The following is a 26,407-nucleotide window of genomic DNA, read 5'->3' on the forward strand; positions in this document are numbered from 1 at the left end:
GATGAAGACATTAGCCAAACTTTTACTCCTCACCACGCTCACCTTAAGCAGTTCAGCATTTGCCATGAAAACCATTGATTTGGTTGATAAAGCGCAAATGACGGATCAGCAAAAAATGGATCTGGCGCAAAAACTGGCAGAGAAACAAGATTGGAAAGCGGTTTTTGAAATTATGTATCCTCTTGCGTTGGAAGGTAATTTACAAGCACAAAGCAATTTAGGGATGCTTTATAATTTAGGCCGTGGAGTGGATGAAAATAAAGAGTTGGCTTATTGGTGGTTTAGCGAAGCTGCTGAACGAGGCAGCATTAAGGCTATCAATAATTTGGCAGTCATGTATTTCAACGGCAACAACTATGTGAAACAAAATACCGCTCAAGCGATTAAATTATTTGAAGCCAGTGCAACAAAAGATCCTGATGCTATGCTTACATTAGGGGAAATTTATACCAATCAGAAAGAATTTACCAAAGCCTTTGAATGGTTCCAAAAAGCTGCGAATGCGGGCAGCAATGAGGGGCGATTCCGTTTAGCTCGTTTGTATGAAGAAGGGATTGGAACACAAGTTAATATTGGCTTGGCCAAATTGATTTATTTGGAAATTATGAATACGGCGAAAAAGGATGAAATCAAAGAAATCGCCAGACAGCGATTACAACGTTTAAGCTTGTATTAAGAAAAAGTGCGGTTGATTTTAACCGCACTTTTTTTATTTCACCTCCGCCCCTTTTAACCAGCGTCTGACCCAACTGCGGTTTGGCATTAAGTTATGAATCAGATCTTCACTCATTGGTAAGGGCTCGCCATAAATTAAGGAAGCCAGTGTTTCCCCTAAAAACGGCGCAGAAGTTAATCCTCTAGAGCCTAATGCGCCGATTAAATAGAGATTAGGGTAGTTTTCAGCCTGTTCTATTGGCTGCTTACGGCGTCGTAAATTAAACAAATTCTGATATTGTGTTTGCTGAGCTGAAAAATGAGGAACGATACCCATCATTGGTGTGAGGTCACGTACTGAACAACGCACACCGATTCGAGCAAGATTGCCCGATGTATCCACTTCTCTTGTCCAATCTTCAGGAATATTTTGTTGAATTTTTTGTTGGTTTTCTTGTTGTTCGGTTAGGCTAAATTCACGAGTCGCATTATCACGAACATGACTTGCGCCAATACAATGACTGGTTTTCGCTTGATCGACTGGAGTCAGGTAGCCGTCATAGCACAACACGGTTTTGAGTTTAAGTAAGTTTTCCGATGTCGGAATTTGGCTCACTTGTCCGCGAACAGGATAGAGTGGCAGTTTTTGTGTTTGTTCAAACTCAGTGAGTTTATGTCCGTTTGCTAAAACAACCACTTCATGGCAGAAAGTTTCATTTTCAGCTGTGGTGATTTGCCAACCGTATTCTGTTTGTGAAAGTGCGGTTACTTTTTGTGATGTTTTAATCTGGACACCTTGTTTCTCTAAAAAGGCAAAAGCATGCTGAACTAACTGACGTGGTGCAAGCCAAGCGCCTTGAGGAATAAAACCGCCCCCAAAAGGTAACGGTAAACCCACTTTTTCACTTAATTCAGATTGGCTTAAAGACTGATATAAATCAGAAGGTAAATTCAGCTCAGCGATTTTACTTAATTTACTTTCAGCTTTGTCGCTGTAAGCACAAAGCGCGACACCGCAAAATTCATGTTCAAATTCGATTTTGTGCTGAATTGCCCATTGTAGGAATTGATGGCCATAGGCAAAGGCATGAATATAAAAACGAATATTGCGTTCGTTATCATCACTCAGTTGCGGATAAAAGGCACCTTGTTTGTTGCCGGATGCATTGAGGGCAGTTTGTTCATCCTCACAATAAATCGTAATTTTTGCTCCGCGTTTAACCAATGAAATGGCGGTGCAAAGCGAGGCAATCCCACCACCAATAATGGCAATATCTTGCTTGTTTAGATTCGCGGATTGACTATGAAACCAGGGTAATGAAAGTGCGGTCAGTTTTTCATGCGTTTTTTGACCAGAAAGACATTCTCGCTTTTTACCAAAGCCTTTTCGTTTCGTAATACTAAAGCCTGCATTTTCTAAGCCTTTTCTGACCGCACTTGCCGCAGTAAAGGTCGCAAAGGTGCCTTGTGGCTTGGTAAAACGAAACATTTGCTGATAAAGCTGCTCGTTCCACATGTCTGGATTTTTACTTGGCGCAAAACCATCTAAAAACCACGCATCAATTTTATCATTCATATAATCGCCCAGTTGCGGCAGATTTTCAGCCACATCACCAAACCAAAGATCTAACGTGGTTTCATCAAACTGAAAACGATAGCAACCCTGAATGGGATTAAGCCAATGCTGTTGTAAATGCTGAGCTAGATGAGAAAATTGCGGATAGGCTAAATGAGCTTGTTGTAACGCATCAAGTGGCAAAGGGTATTTTTCAAAAGAGATAAAATAAAGGCGTTTTAAAGGCGAATCGGGATGTTTCTGACGAAACTCACGGAATAGCGAGGTAACAGCAAAGAAATTTAATCCTGTGCCAAACCCTGTTTCAGCAATAACAAAATGGGCTTCTTGATAATTAACCCAACGTTCCCACAACTGATTGCCTTCTAAAAACACATAATGGGTTTCCGCTAAACCATCTTGATTAGAAAAATACACATCATCAAATTTATCCGAAACAGGCGTATTCTCTTGGTTAAAATGAATTTTTGCGTGCTGAATGGTGAACATGTGTTAGCCCTTTTTTGCCTTATCAAATTCTTTTATAATAGCACGGAAATTTTGAGTCGGTTAAAACTTAACTGGTCGAACAAATGAATTATTGCTTGCAATATTTTCATTTCATAGTAAATTGCGTTCAGCTAACAACTGTAAGTTGAACTAAATTTACCCTAAATCATAAGGAATAAAGAATGAAAAGAGCTGTAATTACTGGTTTTGGTATTATTTCAAGTATCGGTAACAACAAAGAAGAAGTTTTGGCTTCATTAAAAGCAGGTAAATCTGGTATTGAAGTCGTGCCTGAGTTTATTGAAATGAAAATGCGTAGCCATGTTGCCGGCACAATCAAACTTGATCCAAGCGAGCACATCGATCGTAAAGTGTATCGTTTTATGGGTGATGCGGCAGCTTATGCATACCTTTCTATGCGTGAAGCAATTGAAGATTCAGGTTTAACAGAAGATCAAGTTTCAAATGACCGTACAGGTCTTGTAATCGGTGCGGGTACTGGTTCAGCTCACAACCAATTAGTGGCTTGTGATGCAGTACGTGGTCCACGCGGTGTGAAAGCAATTGGTCCTTACGCAGTAACTAAAACCATGGCTTCAAGCGTATCAGCTTGTTTAGCAACCCCTTATAAAATCCGTGGTGTGAACTACTCAATCAGCTCTGCTTGTGCAACGTCTGCACACTGTATCGGTCACGCAGTTGAGTTAATCCAATTAGGTAAACAAGATGTGGTTTTCGCTGGTGGTGCGGAAGAATTATCTTGGGAATGTGCAACAGAATTCGATGCAATGGGTGCGGTTTCAACTAAATACAATGATACCCCAGAAAAAGCGTCTCGTGCTTACGATGCAAACCGTGATGGTTTCGTTATCGCAGGTGGTGGTGCAGTTGTGGTGGTTGAAGAATTAGAACACGCATTAGCACGTGGTGCAAAAATCTACGCTGAAATCGTAGGTTATGGTGCAACCTCTGATGGTTACGACATGGTAGCGCCAAGCGGTGAAGGTGCAGAGCGTTGTATGAAACAAGCGATGGCAACGGTAGATACCCCGATTGATTACATTAACGTACACGGTACATCAACACCAGTTGGTGACGTAAAAGAATTAGGTGCAATCAAAAATGTATTTGGTGACAAAATCCCAGCGATTTCTTCAACCAAATCAATGACAGGTCACTCTTTAGGTGCAGCAGGTGCACACGAAGCAATCTATACCTTATTAATGTTACACAATGACTTCATTGCACCAAGCATTAATATCGAAACATTAGACGAAGCAGCTGAAGGTTGCAATATCGTGACTGAAACAAAAGAAAATGCTGGCTTACAAACTGTTATGTCCAATAGCTTCGGTTTTGGTGGTACAAACGCGACTTTAGTGTTCAAACGCTATAACGGCTAATTAAAAACGTCTTAAAATCTAACCGCACTTTGGGTCTTCCAAGTGCGGTTTTTTCTTATAATCTCTCCCTTTCTCTTTAATCGTCATAGAAATTGACGCGTAAAATGTGATCTACCTCAAAATTTTGAATAAAAGAATAAAAAATTTTTATTTTATAAATCTCTATATAAAACTAGTATTGTCTTATTTTTCTAAGCTTAAGCTTTATTTAAAACTATATTTTAAAATTGAAACAGATTTTAATGCTTTTAAAGTTGCTTTTTTAGACTTTTTCAAATGCTAGACAAGTTATTTTCTTTCAGTATGATGTTTCCATTGTTTTGACAAAGAATCGTAGTAATAAAAGTGCGGTCAGTTTTAGGAGTAAAATATGAAGAAATTATCCGGTGCGGAAATGGTGGTTCAGTCTTTGCGTGACGAAGGCGTTGAGTATTTATTTGGTTATCCAGGCGGTGCCGTATTGGATATTTATGATGCAATCCATACCCTTGGTGGGATTGAACATATTTTAGTCCGTCATGAGCAAGCAGCGGTGCATATGGCTGATGGTTACGCACGTGCGACCGGTAAAGTGGGGTGTGTGTTAGTCACATCAGGACCTGGTGCAACCAATGCGATTACGGGGATTTTGACCGCTTATACAGATTCGGTACCAATGGTGATCATTTCAGGTCAGGTAATGAGTAGCTTAATCGGTCGTGATGCGTTCCAAGAATGTGATATGGTGGGGATTTCTCGTCCGGTGGTTAAACACAGCTTTATCGTTAAAAAAGCAGAAGACATTCCAGGTATCTTGAAAAAAGCTTTTTACATTGCTTCAACAGGCCGTCCTGGTCCCGTTGTTGTTGATATTCCAAAAGATACCGTAAACCCAACTTTAAAATATCCTTACGAATATCCAAAATCTGTTGAGCTTCGTTCTTATAATCCAACGGTAAATGGTCACAAAGGTCAAATTAAGAAAGCGTTAAAAGCATTATTAGTGGCTAAAAAACCGGTTTTATTCGTCGGTGGTGGTGCTATTGCAGCAGGCTGTCATGAGGAATTAACGCAATTTGCACAACGTTTAAATTTACCGGTAACTTCATCGTTAATGGGTTTAGGTGTGTATCCAAGTACCGATAAACAATTCTTAGGTATGCTTGGGATGCACGGAACTTACGAAGCCAATACAGCCATGCATGAAAGTGATTTAATCCTTGGTGTTGGAGTTCGTTTTGATGACCGTACCACTAACAACTTAGATAAATATTGCCCGAATGCAAAAGTGATTCAGATTGATATTGACCCAACCTCTATTTCTAAAAACGTCCCTGTTGCGATTCCAATTGTAGGTAACGCGAAAAATGTATTGGATGAGTTCTTAAGCTTATTAGGTGAAGAAATTGGTTCGCGTCCTCAAAACCAATTAGAAGATTGGTGGAAACAAATTGATGAATGGAAAGCGAAAAAATGCTTGGATTTCGACCGCACTTCAGGCGTAATTAAACCGCAGCAAGTGATGGAAGCCGTATATCGTATTACAAAAGGCCAAGCTTATGTGGCATCGGATGTAGGTCAACACCAAATGTTTGCCGCATTACATTATCCGTTTGATTTACCGCGTCGTTGGATCAACTCAGGCGGTGCAGGTACGATGGGCTTCGGTTTACCGGCTGCATTAGGGGTGAAACTTGCGCATCCTGAAGCAACAGTGGTTTGTGTAACGGGTGATGGCAGTATTCAAATGAATATCCAAGAGCTTTCAACAGCAACGCAATATGGTATTCCTGTTGTGGTAATTTGTTTGAACAACCACTTCTTAGGCATGGTAAAACAATGGCAGGATTTGATTTACTCTGGCCGCCATTCTCAAACTTATATGAATTCTTTACCGGATTTCGTGAAGTTAGCCGAATCTTATGGTCATGTGGGAATTCAAATTTCTACACCAGATGAATTAGAAAGCAAATTAAAAGAAGCCTTCAGTATTAAAAATAAATTGGTCTTTGTTGATATTAACGTTGATGAAACCGAACACGTTTACCCAATGCAAGTTCGCGGCGGGGCGATGAATGAGATGATTTTAAGCAAACCACAAGAGGAGAAAGAATAATGCGTAGAATTTTATCTGTTTTATTAGAAAATGAATCCGGTGCATTATCTCGTGTGGTCGGCTTATTTTCCCAACGTGCATTTAACATTGAAAGCTTAACTGTGGCACCAACCGATGATCCAACGCTTTCTCGTATGACGATTGAAGCGGTGGGAGATGAGCAAGTACTCGAACAAATCGAAAAACAACTTCACAAATTAGTGGATGTGTTTAAAGTTATTAACTTGAGTGAACATGAGCATGTTGAGCGTGAAGTGTTGTTAGTGAAAGTTCGTGCAACGGGTTCATCGCGTGATGAGTTAAAACGTTTAGCCGACATTTTCCGCGGTCAGATTGTAGATGTAACAACAAAATCCTACACGATTCAATTAACTGGTACAAAAGATAAATTAGATGCTTTTGTTGAGGCTGTGAAGGAAGAAAGTACATTACTTGAGATTGTTCGTTCAGGCTTAATTAGCCTTTCCCGTGGTGAGAAAAATATTCTCTAATGATATGGAAAGTGTGGTTAAAAATGACCGCACTTTTGCAAATGAAAAAAGGAAGTCATGATTGACTTCCTTTTTGTTTATTCTGAATGAATATTAAGCTTCCGATTTATTAGTTAATGCGATATATAAACAAACTGCAAAACCGGCAAGTAAAACATAAGGCGTAAAGGTTGGAACGCCAGTAGGAGCGGCTGCGAAACCAAAGTTATGTGCCGCTGCTGCACCCAGTAGCATACCGAGCACAAATAATGCTGAGTCATTATTTCCTTCACCAATATTGACTAATTGTTTGCCTGGGCAACCACCGCCTAATGCAAAGCAAAGACCGCAAAGTGCCATAGAAAGGAAATTGTAGAGATAGTCATTATGTGCGATAGGTTGTTTTTCAAAGCCTAAATGGAATTGACCTAATAAGGCATTGGTTATTGCTGCAAAGACAATCAGTGCAATCACACCATTTAATAAATGTGCATCACGGAAGAGGACAAAGTTTCGGAATGCCCCAATTGTACAAAAACGTGATTTTTGCATCAGCACACCAAGAAGTAATCCGCCAGCAAGTGACATCCAAATAGCCGCATGTTGTGCACCAGGGCCTTTTTCAGAGGTGTAAATCGCTAGATTTTCACCAAATTTAAATTGGGTTAAGGCTAAAACAAGCAAAATCACGGCAAAGATTGGACCGATTAATCCAGAAGATTGGCTTTGTTCCTTAGATTTACCTAATGAGAATCCTCGATTAGCAAAGAAAATGCCACCTAATACACCGGCAAATAATCCTACGATACCTGCAATTGCAGTGAGATCTCCGCCACCTAATCGTAAATAAGCACGCCATGGACAACCTAAGAAAATGAGCGCACCAAGCATCGCAAAAAAGCCTAAGCTAATACGAGCAAGTGGGGCAGAGCCACCACGAGGTTTAAATTCCTTAGATAAGAATGCACTGGCGAGTGCTCCTAAAACTAATCCAATGAGTTCTGGGCGAAGGTATTGCAATGGGGCTGCGTGGTGTAATCCAAGCGATCCTGCTGTATCGCGTAAGAAACAAGCCGCACAAAATCCCATATTACCAGGATTGCCATTGTAAGTAAGAAGTGGCGCAACGATACCAAGTGCAGCACCTGCAACCACAGGCCAAGTTAAAATTTTCATAATTAGACCCTTGTGATATCTGAAGTTAATTGAATTGTGTGTTTTTAATAATAAAAACAAAGGTATTGTAGAAAGAGTTGAAAAATAAAGAAAGTTTATTTTTTTGAAATTGTGAGCAGGATCAAAGATTAATTGATAATGAGAACAGCTTGTTTAATTACTGTAAAAAAATAAAAGTGCGGTTAAATTTAACCGCACTTAGGATATATTATTCAGCCGGGTACCAATGTAGATGTTCAAAGGCTATTTGACACGCTTCTCCTTCTTTCGGACCTGTATCTCGTCGTCCAATTTGAACACGAATATCTTGATCACCAACTTGGATATTATAATCCGTCACTTCACCAAGATAGGAACGACGTTTTACGACACCAGGAATTCCACCTTGTTGAACAAATTCAATGTCAGATGGACGGCTTGCCAATATTGCTTTCCCTTGTGAAAGTAAGTCATTATTTGGCATTTCTGGAAGATTAAAAATACCATCAATTTTATCAATATGAATACCTTGTGATGACAGGTTTACATTTAATTGATTTGATAACCCGATAAAATTGAAAACAAACTTGTTAGCGGGGTTGTTATAAATATTTAATGGGGTATCAATTTGTTGTACCGCCCCTTTCTTCATAACCATAATACGATCTGAAAGTGCCATTGCTTCAGATTGGTCATGAGTCACATAAATAATTGAGAACCCAAATTTTTTCTGTAATGCCTTAATTTCAAACCGCATTTCTTCGCGAAGATGTGGGTCTAAACTTGATAATGGTTCGTCGAGTAACATGACGTCTGGGTTAATTGCTAATGCTCTAGCAAGTGCCACACGTTGTTTTCCGCCACCAGATAAATCATCAGGGCTTTTCTTGGCAACACTAAGTAAATTAGTGTGTCTTAACGCATCAGTTGTTCGTTTTTCAATTTCTTGGGCTGAAATATTTTTGAGTTTTAACGGAAAGGCAACGTTATCATATACCGTCATATGTGGCCATACCGCAAAGGCCTGAAAGACCATGCCAAAATTGCGTTTCTCTGGCGGGAGATAGAAATTGTTTTTCTTCGATGACAGTAATTTATCACCGACTTTAATTTCCCCACCATCTAAGTCTTCAAAGCCTGCAATCATTCGTAGGGTAGTTGTTTTTCCACAACCTGATGGCCCTAGCATAGAGAAACATTCGCCTTTTTCGATAGAAAGGTTAAGATCTTCAATGGCAATAACATCACCAAATTTTTTCATGACATGATTTAATTGAATATAGCTCATCTTTTACTCCTAACCTTCTATTTTTGAGTTTTCTTTTCAGCATAACGTTTAATAACAGTTTGACCTAACACAATAATTATTAGGGCAATACCCGCTAATGCTGCAGAATAAACCGTTTCACCGTCTTCATTTAGAGTATAAATTGCGACACCGATGGTTCGTGTAGAAGGACCATATAACATAACAGAAACAGTCAATTCACGTAGAGCAGGAAGGAAAATCAGGAAGAAAGCGGCAATCATCCCTGGTCTTACGAGTGGGATAACAATATCTTTTAAAGATTGCCACATACTTGCTCCACATGCTCGAGAAGCTTCAACTAATGAATCATGCACTTGCTCAAGTGCAGCAGAGTTGGCTTTGAGTGAGAAAGCCATATAACGAGCGATATAGGCAATTAAAATAATCCAAACTGTGTTGTAGAGATTGATGCCAAATTTACCACTCCAGGCAAGGATCACCCCAAGAGCAATGACAGAGCCAGGTACGGAGAATGGTAACATCCCTAAGAACTCAAGGATGCCTTTTCCGCGAACACGCATTTTAACGATAACATAAGAAATCATTACCCCTGCAAACATGGTAATCAATGCTGCAGCGAGACCGAGAGTCACACTATTGCGAATTGCATCTTTTGTTAACTGCCATTCAAATAAGATGAATTTATAGTTATCTAATGTGAGATTTTCCCATGTAATTGGCAATCCATAGGTTTTTAATCCGCCAACAAGGAAAATCGTGACTGTAGGCAATACGATTGTAAAGGCGATGTAGAGTAAGCAAATAACAAGCAATGGTTTTCTTAAACCACGAAGTTTTACTTCGATAGGTCTAAAGCTTTTACCTGCAATAATTTGGAATCGACCTTTATTTAAGATTTTGTTTTGTAACCAAATAATCAGTGCCGCAGTGAATACTAAAACGGTTGCAAGTACAGTACCGGTACGAATGGCTTCAAAACTACCCGCACTTTGGTGAATACGTTCATAAATGAGGGTTGGAATGTTAAAAATACCATTTTCTACGCCTAGTACAGCAACTGTACCAAAGTGAGCCATAGAATAGAGCATAATGAGTAATGCACCAGAAAGGATACTTGGCATGACGAGTGGAATGGTAATTTTGCGGGTAATGGTAAAGAGGCTTGCGCCTGAGATTCTCGCTGATTCTTCTAATGTAGGGTCCATGCGCTCTAATGCACCACAGACTTGGATAAAGACGAATGGGAAAAGATACATCGTTTCTACAGCCATAATACCGGCGTAGCTATAGATATTAAAAATAGGTCCATCAAATCCTAAATCCATGAAGAATTGGTTAATGTAGCCAGAACGTGGTGAAAGTAACATTTTCCAAGCTAATGCCCCAATGAAGGAAGGAAGCATAAAAGGTACAAGGAACATCACTTTCATAAAACCTTTATAAGGTAGATCTGTTCGAGTCACTAACCAAGCAAAAAATGTACCAATAATCGTACTCATCACAGTTACGCCAGATGCGATGAAAAGTGAATTGAGTAATGCTTCATAGGTTTCTTCTTGCTTAAGAATATTCACCACATCGGTGATATTAAATTGCCCATCAACCCAAAAAGAATTGAGGAAAATAAGTAAAACAGGAACCGCAACAACGATAACTAAGATACCGATAGATAAGGCTAGAATAACGTTAGCAATATTGAATGGATGATTATTTTGAATAGTTGTAGCCATAATAAACCCCTCTAGATTTCTTTAGCAGAATCAAACCAAAGCAAATCATGAAAACTGATAAAGCAATTTTCACCTTCATTGAACATTAAATTATTACGTAATGCTTTATTAGTTGGGATTTCTGTTCGTAGTGTTACACCATCAATCTCTACCATATAATCCATTACCGCGCCAAGAAAGCTGGCTCTTGATATTTTTCCTAGTAAACCTTCATTGCCTTTGCTTAGTATGATATCGGAAGGTCGACATCCTAATTTCCCTGAGTTAGGTGGCAAGTTTTTCCAGTTTAAAATTTGATTACCTTCTCCAATATAGTGATGATTATTTTCGTATCGGACTGGAATGAAATTGGCGAGTCCCATAAATTTAAATACCATCTCATTTTCTGAGCGCTCATAAATGTCCCATGGTGTTCCAACTTGTTGGATATCACCATGCTCATTCATAATGGCCAAACGATCAGATATTGCTAGGGCAATTTCTTGGTCATGTGTTACGTAAAGAATAGTAATACCGAGTTTTTTCTGTAATTCTTTAATTTCAAAACGCATTTCTTCTCGAAGATTGGCATCTAAATTATTGAGAGGCTCATCCAAGAGCATTAAAGATGGTTTAGCAACTAATGCCCTTGCGAGAGCAACGCGCTGTTGTTGCCCCCCTGACAATTGAGAAGGTAAACGTTCTTCTAAACCAGTTAAATTAACTAATTCAACCACTTCCATCACTTGTTTATGGAGAGCTTGTTTTTCAATATTCTTTAATTTAAGAGGGTAGGCGATATTATCAAAGACAGTCATATGCGGCCAAACAGCATAATCTTGGAAGACCACACCTAGACCGCGTTGATCTGGCGGAATATCCGTATTTGTAGCGGGATCGGCAACAACCACATCATCAATTAAAATACGGCCACTATCTGGCACATCAAATCCTGCAAGCAGGCGTAATAAGACAGTTTTCCCACAGCCGGATGGGCCAAGAAGCGTAAAACATTCTCCATCTTGTACAACTAAGGACAGATTTTTTAACACTTCATTTGAACCGAATTTTTTGGATACATTTTCAAATGTAATTGTTGCCATAATCACTACTCCTTACTGATTAACGACCTTGAAGAATTTGAGTGAAATGTTTAATTGTTTCTTCTTTTTCTGACATTAATTTTTCATAGTCAATAGGAATCGCTCTTGATACGGCATCTTCTAGAGATGGCATACCAAATTTAGCATCAAGTTCAATACCTTTTCTAACTGGTAATGTTCCTTCATTTGCAATGATTTTTTGCCCATCTTCAGAAAGTAAGAAGTCAATAAATTTTTGTGAAGCAGCAAGGTGTTCAGTGCCTTTTAAGATTGCAGCAGGGCTAGGAATGACAAGCATTTCTTTTGGATAGACCAATTTTAATTGCGCACCTTTTTTGATTTTATCATTGGTAATATAGTCAACCGCTAAGGAAGCTAACAAATCACCTGATGCAGTATCATCGATAACTTGTCCTGCGCCTTTACCCACTTTAGCTTTATTTGATTTTAATTTTTCAAAGAATTCCCAACCAAATTTATCTTTTAATAGAGAAACACTCATATATGACGTACCTGATAATGCAGGGTTTGCAATACCAAATGCACCTTTATATTCAGGTTTTAAGATATCAGCCCATTCAGCAGGTGGATTATCTTTAACGAAACGCGTATTGTAGGCGATTGCTAGTGTGCCGAGGCGGATTGGGGTAAAAGAACCATCGAAATTAGGGATAGGATTAACGATATTGTTTGTTTCAGGGGAAACATAAGCTTCGAGCATGCCGTTCTTTTTCATTTGGAAGAAGTCAGGTACTTCACTTGTCCAAATTACATCAGCCATAATTTTCCCGGATTCTTTTTCCGTTGCAATTTTAGCCATCAATTTTCCGGCACCAGCAGACTGATAATCCATTTCAACATCTGGATATTTTTCAGTAAACTTAGCTTTTAATGCTCCAATTAATGATTCCTTCATTGATGTGTACACAATTAATTTTTCTTGTGCTGCAGCAATATTACTAAGTGACATACCTAGTCCAATAGCAATCAATGTTAAAGACATTTTTTTATTCATAATGAAACCTCACTGAGATAGGGATAAAATCAGTAAATGAGATCAAACTACGATCGACATTTATACCAAAACATCTAACCTACAAAATACGCTTAAATATTTGAATATAAAAGTCTAAATTTAAATAATTTTCAGATTTGTGATAGAGATCACTTAATAATGTCTAAATCCATCTTCCCAAATGCAATTCCACAATATCAACTAAATGTCGAAGGAATGTGGTGTCTTGGTCGTTGTGGAAACGGTCTGTGTCTCGAGATTTGAAGAGTAAAAGTGCGGTTGGTTTTTGAGGTGTTCCACCTAAACGGCAAATTGCCACAGAGCCGATAGGGAGTTCTTCAGGGAGGAACATTAGGGCTTTTTCTTTATTGGAGAGATCGCCTAAATAGAATTGGCGTAAACCCATACGCTCTAGTCGAATGAGTTCAAAAGCTTTTCGGTCTAGCCAATGTTGTTCAGGAATGGTGTCCTTTTTTTGCCAGCTGTCAGTGAAAAGTAAGATTTTTGCACCTTCTAGTTCATAGCCTTTTGCCCAGTCATCAAGCCTTTCATTGATAGAGATAAAGTCTTCTGTTTGAAATAGTTTTTTCTGCAAAGGCAAGAGAGCAAAGAAAATATCAGCTTCTTGATGAGCAAGCTGATGAAATTTTTCGAGGAGTTGAGTAAGCATTTTGATCTGTTCTCGTTGCTGAGCAAGTTGTGCTTCGACTAACGAAATTGTCCCTTCTTCATGGCTATGTGGAATGGTAAGCTGTTGAAGTAATTCCGGGCGATGAGTAAAAAAATCAGAGTGATTTTTTAGGTAGTCAGCAATATCTTGTTCAGTCATCAAAAACTCCTTAAAAAATAACCGCACTTGGTTATGCCAAAGTGCGGTTTATTTTTATGCGGTTTTAGGCCGCAAATGGATCGCGTAAAATCATTGTTTGAACACGATCTGGACCTGTTGAAAGGATAGCGACTGGCACGCCAGTTACTTCTTCGATACGTTTGATGTAATCACGGCAAGTTTGCGGTAATTTATTTACATCAGTCACACCAAAGGTGTTTTCTTTCCAACCAGGTAAGGTCTCGTAAATTGGTTCTACGCCTTCCCAATCTTTTGCGGCTAATGGTGCGTATTCAACGATTTCGCCATTTGGCATTTTATAAGCTGTACAGATTTTCACTTCATCGAAGCCATCTAATACGTCTAATTTGGTCATGCAGAAACCAGAAATTGAGTTAAGTTGAATTGCGCGACGAATCGCTACAGCATCAAACCAACCACAACGACGTGGACGACCAGTTACTGCACCAAATTCGTTACCTTTACGGGCAATTTCAGCACCAGTTTCATCGAATAATTCAGTGGTGAATGGACCGCCACCAACACGTGTACAGTATGCTTTGATGATACCTAACACATAATCAAGGTTACGAGGACCGAAACCTGAGCCTGTCGCTACGCCACCAGCAGTAGTATTAGAACTGGTTACATACGGATAGGTGCCGTGGTCGATATCAAGCATGGTGCCTTGTGCACCTTCGAACAGGATGTTGTCACCATTTTTACGAGCTGTATCTAAGATGGTTGTGATATCCGCCACCATGCCAGTAATAATATCAGCTACTGCGAATACATCGTCTAATGTTTTTTGATAATCAACAGGTTCTACTTTGTAGTAGTTCACCAATTGGAAATTATAGTATTCAAGGATATTTTTTAATTTTTCAGCAAAGGCTTCACGGTTGAATAAATCGCCCACGCGTAAACCACGACGAGCCACTTTATCTTCATAAGCTGGGCCGATACCACGACCGGTTGTACCAATGGCTTTTTTACCTAATGCGGCTTCACGCGCGTGATCCATTGCAACGTGATAAGGTAGGATTAATGGACAAGCTTCTGAAATTAATAAACGTTCACGTACTTTTACGCCACGGCTTTCTAATTCGCCCATTTCTTGCATTAATGCAGCAGGAGAAAGCACCACACCGTTACCAATTAAACAGGTCACGTTATCACGTAAAATACCTGATGGAATTAAGCGTAATACGGTTTTTTCACCATTAATAATTAAAGTGTGACCTGCGTTGTGACCACCTTGGTAACGCACCACATATTTAACACGATCTGTTAATAAATCAACGATCTTGCCTTTCCCTTCATCGCCCCACTGAGCGCCAAGAACAACAACACTTTTTCCCATAATTTCCGCCTTAAGTTTGCGTAAGTTTATAAATCAGACAAACGATTACTTTACTCTTTTTTGGTTGTAATCTCAAATTTTAAACGTAAAAAAGTGCGGTTATTTTTAACCGCACTTTCAGTAAATTTTTTATTCAAACAATGATTTGTGTAATGAACGAACCACGTCATCTGCTTTGTCACTATGTGCTAGCATACAAATGTTATTGGTGCTTGCGCCATAGCTAATCATGCGAATGTTATAGCCTTCAAGAGTGTCAAAAATACGTTTTGCCACACCTGAAGCGAGGTGTAAATCATTTCCAATTAATGCGACAAGCGATAAGCCGGTATCCACTTTCACGGTACAATATTGGCTTAATTCTTCTAGTAATTCAGGTGAAAGTAATTCAACACCAGATGAAGCAGAACCTGTTTTATCTAAGGTTAATGCAATGCTTACTTCAGAGGTTGTGATCGTATCCACAGAAATTTTATATTTCGCTAAGATAGTGAATACATTCGCTAGGAAGCCTTGTGCATGTAACATACTGAGACTTGAAAGCGTTAATAGGGTTTGATCGCGACGTAATGCAATGGCACGGAATGTCGGACGAGGTTGCGGATCACGTGTTACCCAAGTACCGCCAGCTTCTGGTGCTTTACTTGAACCCACATAAACAGGGATATTACTGCGTACAGCAGGAAGTAACGTTGCAGGGTGTAATACTTTCGCCCCAAAGGTTGCCATTTCAGCGGCTTCAGCAAAGCTCATGGTATCAATACGTTGTGCATTTGGTACGATACGTGGATCGGTCGTATAAATACCCGCCACATCCGTCCAAATTAAGACATCTTTTGCGTTTAATACTTCTGCTAAAAGTGCCGCAGAGTAGTCGCTACCACCACGGCCTAAAGTAGTCGTTTTACCGCCTGGTTCACGACCGATAAAGCCTTGAGTGATGACTAATTCGCCACGGTCGATTAATGGTTTTAATAAATTATCGCAGTTCGCTTGAGTTTGTGCATCATCTGGTGCGGCTTTACCGAAGTTATCATTAGTCGCCACTAAAGTACGAACATCCACCCAAGTCGCAGAGGCTTGTAATTCTCTTAATACTTCAATGAAAATTTGCGTTGACATCATTTCACCGTGGCTAATGAGCTCATCAGTTAAAGCAAGTGATGTTGCAAGGCTAGCTGCTTCAGAAAGTGCGGTAATATTTTCTAAGTATTTTTCGATGATAGGGCGAACACGGCTGTCGTCTTTTAATTCATTTAAAATGTTTTCTTGAATTTGGCGGACTTCACCAATTAATTTCGCGCGCTCTTCAGCTTCGACACCATTGGCTAAGGCAACTAATAAGTTTGTTACGCCAGCAGAGGCAGAAAGCACGACAACGCGAGTATTAGGATCTGCAATGACGATTTTGGCACAAGCTTGCATCGAGGAATAGTTCGCGACGGATGTACCACCAAATTTTGCTACCGATAAATGAGACATAAGATAATCCTCTAAAATGAAAAAAAGTAAGATGTTGTGTTTTATGATGGCTATTAGAAATAGCGATTTAAGTAAAAATTGTCAAATAAATATGATAAAAAATCGTATAAAAATCTTTTTATTTAGATCTTTTTTGATTAAATAGGGTAAAAATTAAATAATTATTAACTATTCAGCAGGCATTGGCAGTGGTTCTGGAGCGCCAAGAAAATAAGGTTTTACCCCAATGATTAAGTCTAATACGGCTTTCACGCGAGCAAACATTTCGCGGACACGCGTCCCAAAATAAACTTCAGGCTGTTTTGCGGTGAAACAAATGGCATCAATATCGTAATGTTTAGCAATAAGCAGAGCACGTTCACAATGGAATTTTTGACTGATGATCGTAAAGGAAGGAACTTGGAAAACTTTATTGGCTCGCACAACCGAGTCTAAGGTACGGAATCCTGCAAAATCTTTAAACATGACGCTTTCAGACACGCCCATTTTACGTAGGTCCAAAAACATGGTACGAGGTTCGTTATATTGAAGCGTGCGGTTATCACCACTTAGCAGTAAATAATCAACTTTATTTTGATCGATTAAGTATTTTGATGCTTCTAAACGGTAGTCGTAATATTTGTTGGTTTTACCTTTGGCAACATATTTGGATGTGCCCAATACTAATGCATAGTGACGATGTGGGAGTGTTTCAACGTCTTCATAAACTCGATCCTGTACATAGAAACTCACAGCGCGATCAATGGTGAAACAACCAATCAAGACGAGTAAACCTAACCCCAAAGCGTAGCCGAGGAGTTTTTTCAGCGGAAGGCGAGAGAGCCATGAAAGTGCGGTCATTTTTGACAGCATTTTGGATAGTTGCATATGGCTAACATACTGAAAAAGCAAAATAATTTCAAGTGTAATTTGTTTACTAAATTGATAAGGAAATATTTAGACGTCTAAACGTCTAAAATTTCTTGACAAAAAACATGAGCTGTTGATAATTGGTAAATCATCAACGTAAAAGGTTATCATTTTAATGGCTGTGCAAAATGTCGTGCTTTTTCAAGACAATCCCCTCCAATTAACATTGGGTGGGCAGCTTTCGCCTATCAATGTCGCGTATCAAACTTACGGGACTTTAAATGCAGATAAAAGCAATGCTGTATTGATTTGTCATGCCTTAACGGGAGATGCAGAACCTTATTTTGATGAACCGAATAAAGATGGTTGGTGGCAAAATTTTATGGGGGATGGCCTCGCATTTGACACATCTAAATATTTTTTCATTTGTTCAAATGTATTAGGCGGTTGTAAAGGAACAACGGGACCAAGCTCAATTAATCCCACTACGGGAAAACCTTATGGTAGTCAGTTCCCCAATATTATTGTTCAAGATATTATCAAAGTACAAAAAGCGTTACTTGACTATCTCGGTATAACACATCTAAAAGCGATAGTGGGCGGCTCTTTTGGCGGTATGCAAGCTACACAATGGGCAATTGATTATCCGGATTTTATGGATAATATTGTGAATCTTTGCTCTTCAATTTTCTTCAGTGCGGAAGCTATTGGGTTTAATCATGTGATGCGTCAGGCTGTCATTAATGATCCGAATTTTAATAATGGTGATTATTATGAAGGGACACCGCCTAATCAAGGTCTTTCTATTGCTCGTATGTTGGGAATGTTAACGTATCGGACAGATGTACAGTTAGCCAAGGCATTTGGACGAGCGACTAAATCTGAAGGACAATTTTGGGGTGATCACTTTCAAGTGGAATCCTATTTGAGTTATCAAGGTAAAAAATTCTTAGAGCGTTTTGATGCCAACACCTATTTGCATTTATTGCGAGCTCTCGATCTGTATGATCCAAGCGTAGGGTATACAGACGTAAAAGAAGCCTTATCCCGAATTAAAGCCTGTTATACATTAGTTTCAGTGACGACAGATCAACTATTTAAATCCATTGATTTGCATAAAAGTAAACAGCTTTTAGAGCAAGCAGGCGTGGATTTAAGATTTTACGAATTCCCATCGGATTATGGTCACGATGCGTTTTTAGTGGACTATACAGCGTTTGAAAATAAAATCCGAAGTGGATTAGAAGGCGAGTTTGAATAACATGAATAGAAAAGGCGGAAATCTCCGCCTTTTTTGATCTTTATAGATGGCTCACAAAACGTGATAAATCTTTTGGTTTACAGTCTCTTTCTAATTTTTCAGCTGCGGTACCAATTTGTAATAAGGCAACGATCTTATCATTTTTGTCACAACCAAATGCTTCACGTAATTCATGTCCCTCAACGAGAGGACCAGTTGCCCAAAAACTTTCAAAACCCAATGCATTGCCCGCAAGTTGAATCGCATAAGTTGCTGCACCTGCAGTAAGCATTTGTTCCCAACCTGGTACTTTTTTCACTTCATGATTAATTTTAGCAATCACCGCAATGACCATCGGCGCACGGCGTGCAAAATTTTCTGCTTTTTTTAATCGTTCTTCACCTAAATCAAATTCAGTCACCGCCGCTTTGAGCAAGCTTTCCAATTTACTTAAACCTGTGCCTTGGATTACCACAAAATGATAAGGCTCAAGTTTACCATGATCAGGTGCATGTAAAGCGGCTTGAAACATTTGTTCTAATTGCACTTGGCTTGGTGCGGGTGCAGTTAATTTTTTATTCGATTTGCGTTGTGTTAAAAGGGTTAATGCATCCATAGTATTTTCCTTCTTCTAGTTAAGTGCGGTTGATTATAGCATAGTTTTTCATAGGACTTTATGATAGGCTACGCACAATTTTTATTTCTGTTTTAAAGGTTTAATTTCGCATGAATGTCATCTTAAGCGTATTGAAATTTTGTTGTAAAGCGCTCAATTTTATCCGAAATCTTGTGATGAATTTTGTGTTCTTACTGTTTGTTTTAGCATTGATTGTGCTCGTCAGCCTTTTTAGTGATGGTAAGAAAAGCCAAGTTTTATCAGGCGATCAAGGTGCATTATATTTAAATTTAACAGGCTATCTTGCAGATAACACAGAGGATATGTTGAGTTGGCAAGAGGAGTTTCAACGTTTAAATAATGAAAAGGTCTCGTATAAATATTCTACGTTTGATGTGGTGCAAAGTATTTTATCTGCGAAAGATGATGAACGAATTCGTGGTTTAGTGCTGAATTTAAATGACTTTGAAGGGGGCGATCTTCCCTCATTAGAATATGTAGGAAAAGCGATTCAAAGCTTCAAAGAGTCAGAAAAGCCGGTTATTGCTTATGCTGACAATTACACACAGGCACAGTATTTCCTCGCGAGTTTTGCGGATGACATTTATCTCAATCCAATTGGCCAAGTCGGTATTCAAGGTTTGCGTCAGGAAAATCTTTACTTTAAATCCATGCTCGAAAAACTTGAAATCACACCTCATATTTTCCGTGTAGGGACATATAAGTCCGCGGTAGAACCTTTCTTGCGTGATGATATGTCGCCAGAAGCAAAAGCGAATATGCAAAAATGGCTTGGTGGCATGTGGCAAAACTATATGCAAACACTAATGGTTAATCGCCATATTACCGCCAATGATGTATTACCGAATGCACAAAAATATATTAGTGATTTAAAAGCGTTAAAAGGTGATGAAACGGCTTATGTGAAAAAACGTCAGTTAGTGACACAGTTTGCGACAAGATTGGATTTAGATAAAAAATTGACCGCACTTTTCGGTCAAGGTGAAGAAGGCAAAGCCAAATTAGTGGATTTTGAAGATTATTTATCTGATTTAGGCGATCGTTTCTCTGTTGATCCAAATGAAAAAAATATCGTTGCGGTAGTGAATGTCGAAGGGACAATTATTGATGGTGAAAGCGATGAAGAATCAGCTGGTGGCGATACCATCGCGAAGTTATTGAGACAAGCCTACAATAACGAGAAAGTGAAGGCGGTTGTTCTGCGCGTTAACTCACCGGGAGGCAGTGCGTTTGCCTCTGAAATTATTCGCCAAGAAACTGAAAACCTTCAGAAAGCAGGTAAACCTGTTGTGGTATCAATGGGGGGCATGGCAGCATCTGGTGGTTATTGGATTTCTTCAACTGCTGACTATATTGTGGCAGATAAAAATACGATTACGGGTTCAATCGGGATTTTTGCATTATTCCCAACCTTTGAAAATACAATCAAAAAAATGGGAATGAGTACTGATGGTGTAGCGACAACGGATCTCGCGGAAACGTCAGCTTTAAGTCCATTAGGTAAAAATACACAGGATATTTATCAACTTAGCATCGAAAATGGTTATGATCGTTTCTTAGAGGTGGTAAGCCGTGGTCGTCAATTATCAAAAGATAAAGTGGATAAAATTGCTCAAGGCCAAGTGTGGTTAGGGCAAGATGCACAGAAAAATGGCTTAGTGGATGAATTAGGCGATATTGATGTAGCCATTGATAAAGTGGTCGCACTAGTCAATCAACATCCTGATAAATACATGGATAATTTTAGTGTGCAATGGTTGGTGGATGAAGATAATAGTTTCTTTGCTAAATTAGATCGCAAGCTTAAACAAAAAGGTCAAGCGTTACTGACAAATTGGTTGGGACTGCCACAGGAAGTGCACCAAGTGAAAAAACAACTGAATGTGTTAAGCCAATTTAATGATCCAAAAGGGCAGTATTTATATTGTTTAAATTGTGGTTCAGTTAAGTAATTCATAAAGTATAAAAAAGGGCGGAATGTAATTTCCGCTGTATCCAACCACTAAATATGAGAAACATAAAAACAAATAGGGATTGGGCGGGAATTTTCGGGAATAAGCGGGATGAATATAGATAAAACGGGGCTTGGCGGCGTGCCAACCCCTTTTTTATTAGCTAAAAAATAGAAATAATGAAATGAGAAAATTTTTCTAAATATTGGCAGTTTAACCGCTAAAAATGGGAAACATTAAACACGGTTTAAATGGCTTTAAATTTAGGTTTAAATCTTTAAATTAAGTCGTGGCCTATAAATACAACCTGGCCTAGCACTTCAAAGTTTAAATTATCTTCAAACATCAACTCTATCGGGGCGTAGATTTCTTTATTATCGCTAATCAAGCGAATGCCGCCAGGAATACCCTGGACGCGCTTAACCCAAAGCTGATCGCCCGAACGGATAACATATATCTGCCCATCACGCGGCGTGGTTACGGCACGGTTGATTAATAACATATCGCCGTGGTGGATAGTTGGGGTCATGCTATCGCCGGAGGTTAGAATAAATGCCAGTTTATTCTTTTGAAGGCCGCGTTGCTGCAACCAGCGCGCGCTTAGCCCTACAAAATCATCCGGTTCATACACGTCGTCATTAAACGCCCCAAAGCCGGCAGAAGCGAACGTCTTATAAAAAGGCACGCTAACAAGCTCAGTAGCCTTACTTATCGCCTCTTTCACATAACGCCCTACTGTTTCTGTAATATCCGGGACGAGCGTTTCAGTGGGATAAAAGCCAAGATCCCTTTGCACCGATGGTGGAAGCGATGATACGTGGTATTCAAGCGCCCCGCCTTGCACGCCGTCCCTTTCTCTTTTTTCCCAATGTTGCGTTCTTGCGCGTTTATTTACCCCTTGAGGTGAATTAGGCATGCCGGCGAAGTCTTTTAGTTCATTTGCTGAGAACCACTCTTTAGGCATTGAAAAGCCAAGTTGTTTTTGTATTTCAATGGGAAAGGATGAGTAATGGTACTCAAATGTTTTCCCTTTTACGCCCTCTCTTTGACGTTTAACCCAATTCTCGCGGTCAGCTTTTTTAACAATTCCTTTGTCCGAGGCCGGGAGCCCTATTAAGTTTTCATCCATCAATTCCTTTATAGAAAACCACTCTTTCAAGTTCTTCATAAGAATTTTAGTAAGGAACTCAGTTCGTTTCTAAAAGCAAGCATTTAACTATTTGATTTTTAAAGCACTATAAAAAAATAGTTAAAATTCTTGAAACGAACTATTGAGTTCCTTACAAAATAGTTGTATAGTTCCTTTCAAGTTACTCACTTACATAAATCATCGTAATAAGGATAGCACATAATGAAAAAGAGTAAAAAAAATATGCATCGCGCCGACATTATTGCAGCGATTCGTAAACAAGGAACAACGCTGACACAGTTATCTGTGGACGCTGGGTTACACCCAAGAACACTAGCAAATGCATTAGACCGTAAATACCCGAAAGGGGAAAAAATCATCTCTGATTGTATCAACGTTCCAGTGCAAGAAATATGGCCTGAACGTTACTTATAAAAAGGAGCTGGTTATGGAAAAGTGGCTAACAGTTCAAGAGCTTTTAGGGCTTGAAACTCTACCAAAATCAGATCGTGGCATAACCAAAAAAGCCGACCGCGAGAATTGGGTTAAACGTCAAAGAGAGGGCGTAAAAGGAAAAACATTTGAGTATAAATTCAGTTCCTTACCTGAAGATTCCCAAGCCGAGATCTTATTAAAGCAAAACGCGACTCCAGTTATGGCAGAAGCGCCAAAAGCTAAAAAAGAACTCAACTACCTACCGGAAGTTATTTGGAAGCCTTATGAAAAAGCGACCGATAAACAAAAGGAAGAAGCAAAAGCGAAACTCGCCCCGCTGCAAAAGCTAGACGATTTAGTGAGAAACAACGTGGCATTAATGATGGCACTTGATGCGGTTTCTACCGAGTATGAAATCGCGAAAGGATCTCTTAAACGTTGGTATTACAAAGTGCGGTCTTTTGAACGCCCGGATTGGTTACCTTTATTGTTGGATAAACACAGCAATAAAAAAGCTGGCAAAGAAGCTGACTTCACAGAAGAAGCCTGGGAGGCATTTAAAGCCGACTATTTTAGACCGGAATGCCCGCAATTTGGCAGCTGTTACGAGCGTTTAAAACGCGCCGCACGAGAAAATCCGCCCTTATTTTTTATCCAATTAGTTTATTTTTCATTTTTGATATTGGAGAAAATATTTGCCAAAATTGGACCCGATACATTGTGCCAGAAACTAAATAAAGCACTTGGTACTGCGGCAATCGGGTTGAAATGAGCGGCTGCCAGTGCAGCACCTAAACCTGAGTTTTGCATACCTACTTCGATTGCTACTGCTTTACTATCCGCCGTATTAAGTTTAAATAATTTTGCTGCAAAGTAACCAATTAAATAGCCTAAGCAGTTATGTAAAACCACAACACTGAAAATTAATAGGCCTGATTCTACGATTTTATCCTTACTTACAGCTACAACGGCAGCCAAGATTAAGACGATAGAAATAACAGACACTAATGGCATAGTTTGGCTTGCTTGCTCCACTTGTTTTTTGAAGAGCGCACGAACAACTAAACCTAAGCAAATTGGGAACAACACCATTTTTAATACAGACATAAACATTGCACCGGCATCAATATCTAACCATTGGCTTGCTAATACATAGAAAATAGCAGGGGTTAATACTGGTGAAAGCAAGGTTGAGATTGTGGTACAAGCAACAGAAAGCGCAGTGTTACCTTTCGCTAAATAAGTCATTACGTTTGATGATGTACCACCAGGGCAAGAACCCACAAGAATTACACCAACCGCTAAATCAGCAGGCAAATCAAAGGCTTTTGCTAATCCAAATGCGATAGCTGGCATAATGATAAATTGACCCGCTACACCAATGAACACAGATTTTGGATGTTTAGCCACTTCACTGAAATCTGCAAAAGTTAAGGTAATCCCCATGCCAAACATCACTAAACCTAAAAGGTAAGGAATGTAGGGTGCAAAAATTTTGAATTGCTCAGGGAAGAGAAAGGCGAGAAGAGCAAAAACAATCGCCCATAATGCGAAAGTTTTGCTCACAAAGTTAGTGAGTTTTAATAACGCTTGCATAGTTGCTTTCCTATTTTGTTTAAAAGAATGAAAAGAGCGGTCAATTTTAAAGACGTTTTTTTGAGATGTCTATGCCTAACTTCTTTGACGGAGAATTAGGAAGTAGTTGTTTGCCAAGCATTTTCATCAAGCAATTGACCAAAATAACTTTCTACAAGTAGGCGAGTAATGTTATTTTGAGGATTGGTAAAGATCTCTCTCGGGGTGCCAGACTCAATAATTTCACCTTCATCCATTACCAAAACTTGATCGGCAATATGTTTGATAATGCCTAAATTTTGTCCAACATAAATATAGGAAATCCCTAAATGTTCTTGTAAATCTAAAATCAGATTAAGCAATTGAATACGCACAGAGGCATCTAATGTACTCAATGCATCATCAATAATAATGATCTCAGGTTGAAGAATCAGCGCACGAGCTAAGGCGATCCGCTGTTTTTGACTGACCGAAAGGTGTTTAATTTTCAGATTGGTGTAATCAGGATAAAGCCCCACCAATGAGAGCGTTTCAAATATCTTTTTATTGCGAGTCTCTTCATCCCAATCGGTAATTAATCGTAGTGGAGCATCTAAGGCTTGTCCAATATTTAAACGCGGGTTAAACGCTGAATTCGCATCTTGGAAAACCATTCGAATATGCTGTGCGCGATAGTGAAAATCTTCGAATTGTAATGGTAAATCATTAAATAAGATTTTTCCTGAAACAGGGGGAGTTATCCCTGCGATCATTTTTACTAAGGTCGATTTACCCGAACCATTTTTACCGATAATCGCAAGCGTTTCTTTACGGTTAAGCGTAAAGCTGACGTCTTTTACCGCATAAAACTGCTCGAAACCAAAAAGTTTTGCGGGTTCATCAAAGGTTTTACTGAGATTTTCCACTTGTAATAATGGCATTATTCGTTTCCTTTTGATTCGGTATTTAGCGTAAGCGGTGAAGTTGCAATTTTATCTTTAAACTGCCGTTCTCGAAGATTAATCGGATGATGGCAGGAAAACTCATGCTGTTTAATGCGATATCGGCTTGGCTTTTGAATACATTCACGCTGAGCAAAAGGGCAGCGAGGTCCTAAACGACAGCCAATCGGCATTTGTTCTAAAATCGGCACAGTGCCTTCTAATGTCCCTAATTTGCTTTTAAAACCTAAAGGGCGACTAAAATCGGGAACAGAGTAAAGCAATGCTTGTGTATAAGGATGATGAGGCATTTCTAATATTTGGTCGGTCGGCCCAGACTCTGTATTTTGCCCACAATAAAGAACGGAAATGCTATCACACCATTCACTGATACTTTTAAGATCGTTACTGGCTAATAAAATTGTTGTACCTTGGTTTTGGTTCATACTTGAAAGCAAACGGAAAATTTGCAATGCCGTAATGGATTCCAAAGAATTAGTGGGTTCATCTGCAATTAAGAGACGAGGTTGATTCGCCACCGCTACGGCAATCATCACTTTTTGGCCTTCACCTTCAGTGAGCTCATTAGGATAACTCGCCATAATATCTTGGTGGTCTTTAATCCCTACACGGTGCAGTAATTCAATTGCACGACGTTTTTTCCAACCAAACCACTGCCACCAACGGCCTTTAAAGGTCCAGTTTGGAATACTTTGGATAAGCTGTTTACCGATTTTTCGACTTGGATCTAGGCAGCTTAATGGATTTTGGAAAATCATTGAAATTTCTTTTCCAACGATTTTTCGACGTTGATTCGGTGTCAGTTTAAGCAATTCAATATCATTAAAACGAAAACGGTCAGCGGTGACAATCCAGTTATCTTTAATGGAATTACTGATTACTTTAGCGATTAAACTTTTACCTGAACCTGATTCACCGACGAGTCCTAGAATTTCCCCTTCATTAAGCGAAAGATTGACGCCGTCCACAATTTTCATGCGACCGTTTGGTGTTTGAATTTCAATATTAAGATTGCGAATATCTAACAGCGCCATGG

The 26,407-nt window shown here is 39.2% G+C and carries 23 protein-coding genes; 8 read left to right on the plus strand and 15 right to left on the minus strand.

Going from position 1 to position 26,407, the window contains the following annotated elements; genetic code table 11:
* Position 1: 1 nt before the first annotated feature.
* Positions 2–676, plus strand: coding sequence for a tetratricopeptide repeat protein (locus tag O3746_RS00990; protein ID WP_371447529.1), 675 nt, complete (start codon positions 2–4; stop codon positions 674–676).
* A gap of 33 nt (positions 677–709) precedes the next feature.
* Here O3746_RS00990 and mnmC read toward each other — a convergent pair whose 3' ends face one another.
* A complete protein-coding gene (mnmC, locus tag O3746_RS00995; RefSeq protein WP_178161418.1) occupies positions 710–2,719 on the minus strand; it encodes a bifunctional tRNA (5-methylaminomethyl-2-thiouridine)(34)-methyltransferase MnmD/FAD-dependent 5-carboxymethylaminomethyl-2-thiouridine(34) oxidoreductase MnmC in 2,010 nt (669 codons plus the stop codon).
* A 182-nt stretch (positions 2,720–2,901) separates the two neighbouring features.
* Between mnmC and fabB the strand changes: the two genes are divergently transcribed.
* From fabB to ilvN, 3 genes are all read left to right on the plus strand, one after another.
* Positions 2,902–4,122, plus strand: coding sequence for a beta-ketoacyl-ACP synthase I (gene fabB, locus O3746_RS01000; protein WP_111315755.1), 1,221 nt, complete (start codon positions 2,902–2,904; stop codon positions 4,120–4,122).
* Between the two features lie 370 nt (positions 4,123–4,492).
* Positions 4,493–6,217, plus strand: coding sequence for an acetolactate synthase 3 large subunit (locus tag O3746_RS01005; protein ID WP_049367501.1), 1,725 nt, complete (start codon positions 4,493–4,495; stop codon positions 6,215–6,217).
* Positions 6,217–6,708: an acetolactate synthase small subunit gene (ilvN, locus tag O3746_RS01010; protein WP_005695880.1), complete on the plus strand. Its 492-nt coding sequence runs from the start codon at positions 6,217–6,219 to the stop codon at positions 6,706–6,708. The genes O3746_RS01005 and ilvN overlap by 1 nt, the downstream gene beginning before the upstream one ends.
* A gap of 93 nt (positions 6,709–6,801) precedes the next feature.
* Here the strand turns inward: ilvN and yedE are convergent, their stop codons facing one another.
* The 9 genes from yedE to O3746_RS01055 form a co-directional block, all read right to left on the minus strand.
* Positions 6,802–7,863 carry a YedE family putative selenium transporter gene (yedE, locus tag O3746_RS01015; protein WP_197553960.1) on the minus strand — a complete coding sequence of 354 codons (1,062 nt, stop codon included), beginning with the start codon at positions 7,861–7,863 and terminating at the stop codon, positions 6,802–6,804.
* 208 nt (positions 7,864–8,071) lie between these two features.
* The gene (locus O3746_RS01020; protein ID WP_294789926.1) at positions 8,072–9,130 is read right to left on the minus strand and encodes an ABC transporter ATP-binding protein; all 1,059 of its coding nucleotides are present in this window, start codon (positions 9,128–9,130) and stop codon (positions 8,072–8,074) included.
* A 17-nt stretch (positions 9,131–9,147) separates the two neighbouring features.
* Positions 9,148–10,842: an iron ABC transporter permease gene (locus tag O3746_RS01025; RefSeq protein WP_014065220.1), complete on the minus strand. Its 1,695-nt coding sequence runs from the start codon at positions 10,840–10,842 to the stop codon at positions 9,148–9,150.
* An 11-nt stretch (positions 10,843–10,853) separates the two neighbouring features.
* Positions 10,854–11,924, minus strand: coding sequence for an ABC transporter ATP-binding protein (locus O3746_RS01030; protein ID WP_371447533.1), 1,071 nt, complete (start codon positions 11,922–11,924; stop codon positions 10,854–10,856).
* A gap of 19 nt (positions 11,925–11,943) precedes the next feature.
* Positions 11,944–12,939, minus strand: coding sequence for an ABC transporter substrate-binding protein (locus O3746_RS01035; RefSeq protein ID WP_371447535.1), 996 nt, complete (start codon positions 12,937–12,939; stop codon positions 11,944–11,946).
* A 163-nt stretch (positions 12,940–13,102) separates the two neighbouring features.
* Entirely contained in the window at positions 13,103–13,768 is a 666-nt protein-coding gene (locus tag O3746_RS01040; protein ID WP_371447537.1) for a DUF484 family protein, read from the minus strand.
* 64 nt (positions 13,769–13,832) lie between these two features.
* Positions 13,833–15,131: an adenylosuccinate synthase gene (gene purA, locus O3746_RS01045; protein WP_005695883.1), complete on the minus strand. Its 1,299-nt coding sequence runs from the start codon at positions 15,129–15,131 to the stop codon at positions 13,833–13,835.
* A 129-nt stretch (positions 15,132–15,260) separates the two neighbouring features.
* Complete coding sequence (gene lysC / locus O3746_RS01050; RefSeq protein WP_308569084.1) at positions 15,261–16,613, minus strand: lysine-sensitive aspartokinase 3; 1,353 nt, start codon at positions 16,611–16,613, stop codon at positions 15,261–15,263.
* Between the two features lie 168 nt (positions 16,614–16,781).
* Positions 16,782–17,480 (minus strand): vancomycin high temperature exclusion protein, encoded by a 699-nt coding sequence (locus O3746_RS01055; protein ID WP_371447539.1) that lies wholly within the window; start codon positions 17,478–17,480, stop codon positions 16,782–16,784.
* A gap of 157 nt (positions 17,481–17,637) precedes the next feature.
* Between O3746_RS01055 and O3746_RS01060 the strand changes: the two genes are divergently transcribed.
* A complete protein-coding gene (locus O3746_RS01060) occupies positions 17,638–18,723 on the plus strand; it encodes a homoserine O-acetyltransferase (protein WP_049365909.1) in 1,086 nt (361 codons plus the stop codon).
* Between the two features lie 40 nt (positions 18,724–18,763).
* On the opposite strand, the gene O3746_RS01065 is transcribed toward O3746_RS01060, so the two are convergent.
* Complete coding sequence (locus O3746_RS01065; RefSeq protein WP_308569085.1) at positions 18,764–19,318, minus strand: nitroreductase family protein; 555 nt, start codon at positions 19,316–19,318, stop codon at positions 18,764–18,766.
* Positions 19,319–19,428: 110 nt separating this feature from the next.
* On the opposite strand from O3746_RS01065, the gene sppA reads away from it, so the two are divergent.
* The gene (sppA, locus tag O3746_RS01070; protein WP_371447542.1) at positions 19,429–21,291 is read left to right on the plus strand and encodes a signal peptide peptidase SppA; all 1,863 of its coding nucleotides are present in this window, start codon (positions 19,429–19,431) and stop codon (positions 21,289–21,291) included.
* 277 nt (positions 21,292–21,568) lie between these two features.
* On the opposite strand, the gene O3746_RS01075 is transcribed toward sppA, so the two are convergent.
* Positions 21,569–22,420 carry a DNA-binding protein gene (locus tag O3746_RS01075; protein WP_290915591.1) on the minus strand — a complete coding sequence of 284 codons (852 nt, stop codon included), beginning with the start codon at positions 22,418–22,420 and terminating at the stop codon, positions 21,569–21,571.
* A gap of 222 nt (positions 22,421–22,642) precedes the next feature.
* Here O3746_RS01075 and O3746_RS01080 point away from each other — a divergent pair, with 222 nt between their 5' ends.
* Positions 22,643–22,855: a helix-turn-helix domain-containing protein gene (locus O3746_RS01080; RefSeq protein ID WP_049370731.1), complete on the plus strand. Its 213-nt coding sequence runs from the start codon at positions 22,643–22,645 to the stop codon at positions 22,853–22,855.
* Between the two features lie 13 nt (positions 22,856–22,868).
* A complete protein-coding gene (locus O3746_RS01085; RefSeq protein ID WP_371447544.1) occupies positions 22,869–23,627 on the plus strand; it encodes a DNA-binding domain-containing protein in 759 nt (252 codons plus the stop codon).
* On the opposite strand, the gene O3746_RS01090 is transcribed toward O3746_RS01085, so the two are convergent.
* The 3 genes from O3746_RS01090 to O3746_RS01100 form a co-directional block, all read right to left on the minus strand.
* Positions 23,519–24,451 (minus strand): bile acid:sodium symporter family protein, encoded by a 933-nt coding sequence (locus O3746_RS01090; RefSeq protein WP_371447546.1) that lies wholly within the window; start codon positions 24,449–24,451, stop codon positions 23,519–23,521. The genes O3746_RS01085 and O3746_RS01090 overlap by 109 nt on opposite strands.
* Before the next feature lie 95 nt (positions 24,452–24,546).
* On the minus strand, positions 24,547–25,350 hold the full coding sequence (locus O3746_RS01095) for an ATP-binding cassette domain-containing protein (RefSeq protein ID WP_371447548.1): 804 nt from the start codon (positions 25,348–25,350) through the stop codon (positions 24,547–24,549).
* Positions 25,350–26,405, minus strand: a complete 1,056-nt coding sequence (locus O3746_RS01100; protein WP_049367513.1) for an oligopeptide/dipeptide ABC transporter ATP-binding protein — start codon at positions 26,403–26,405, stop codon at positions 25,350–25,352. The genes O3746_RS01095 and O3746_RS01100 overlap by 1 nt, the downstream gene beginning before the upstream one ends.
* Positions 26,406–26,407 lie beyond the last annotated feature (2 nt).

The organism is Haemophilus sp. 27098_8_127, assembly GCF_041433495.1.
Lineage (GTDB): Bacteria > Pseudomonadota > Gammaproteobacteria > Enterobacterales > Pasteurellaceae > Haemophilus_D.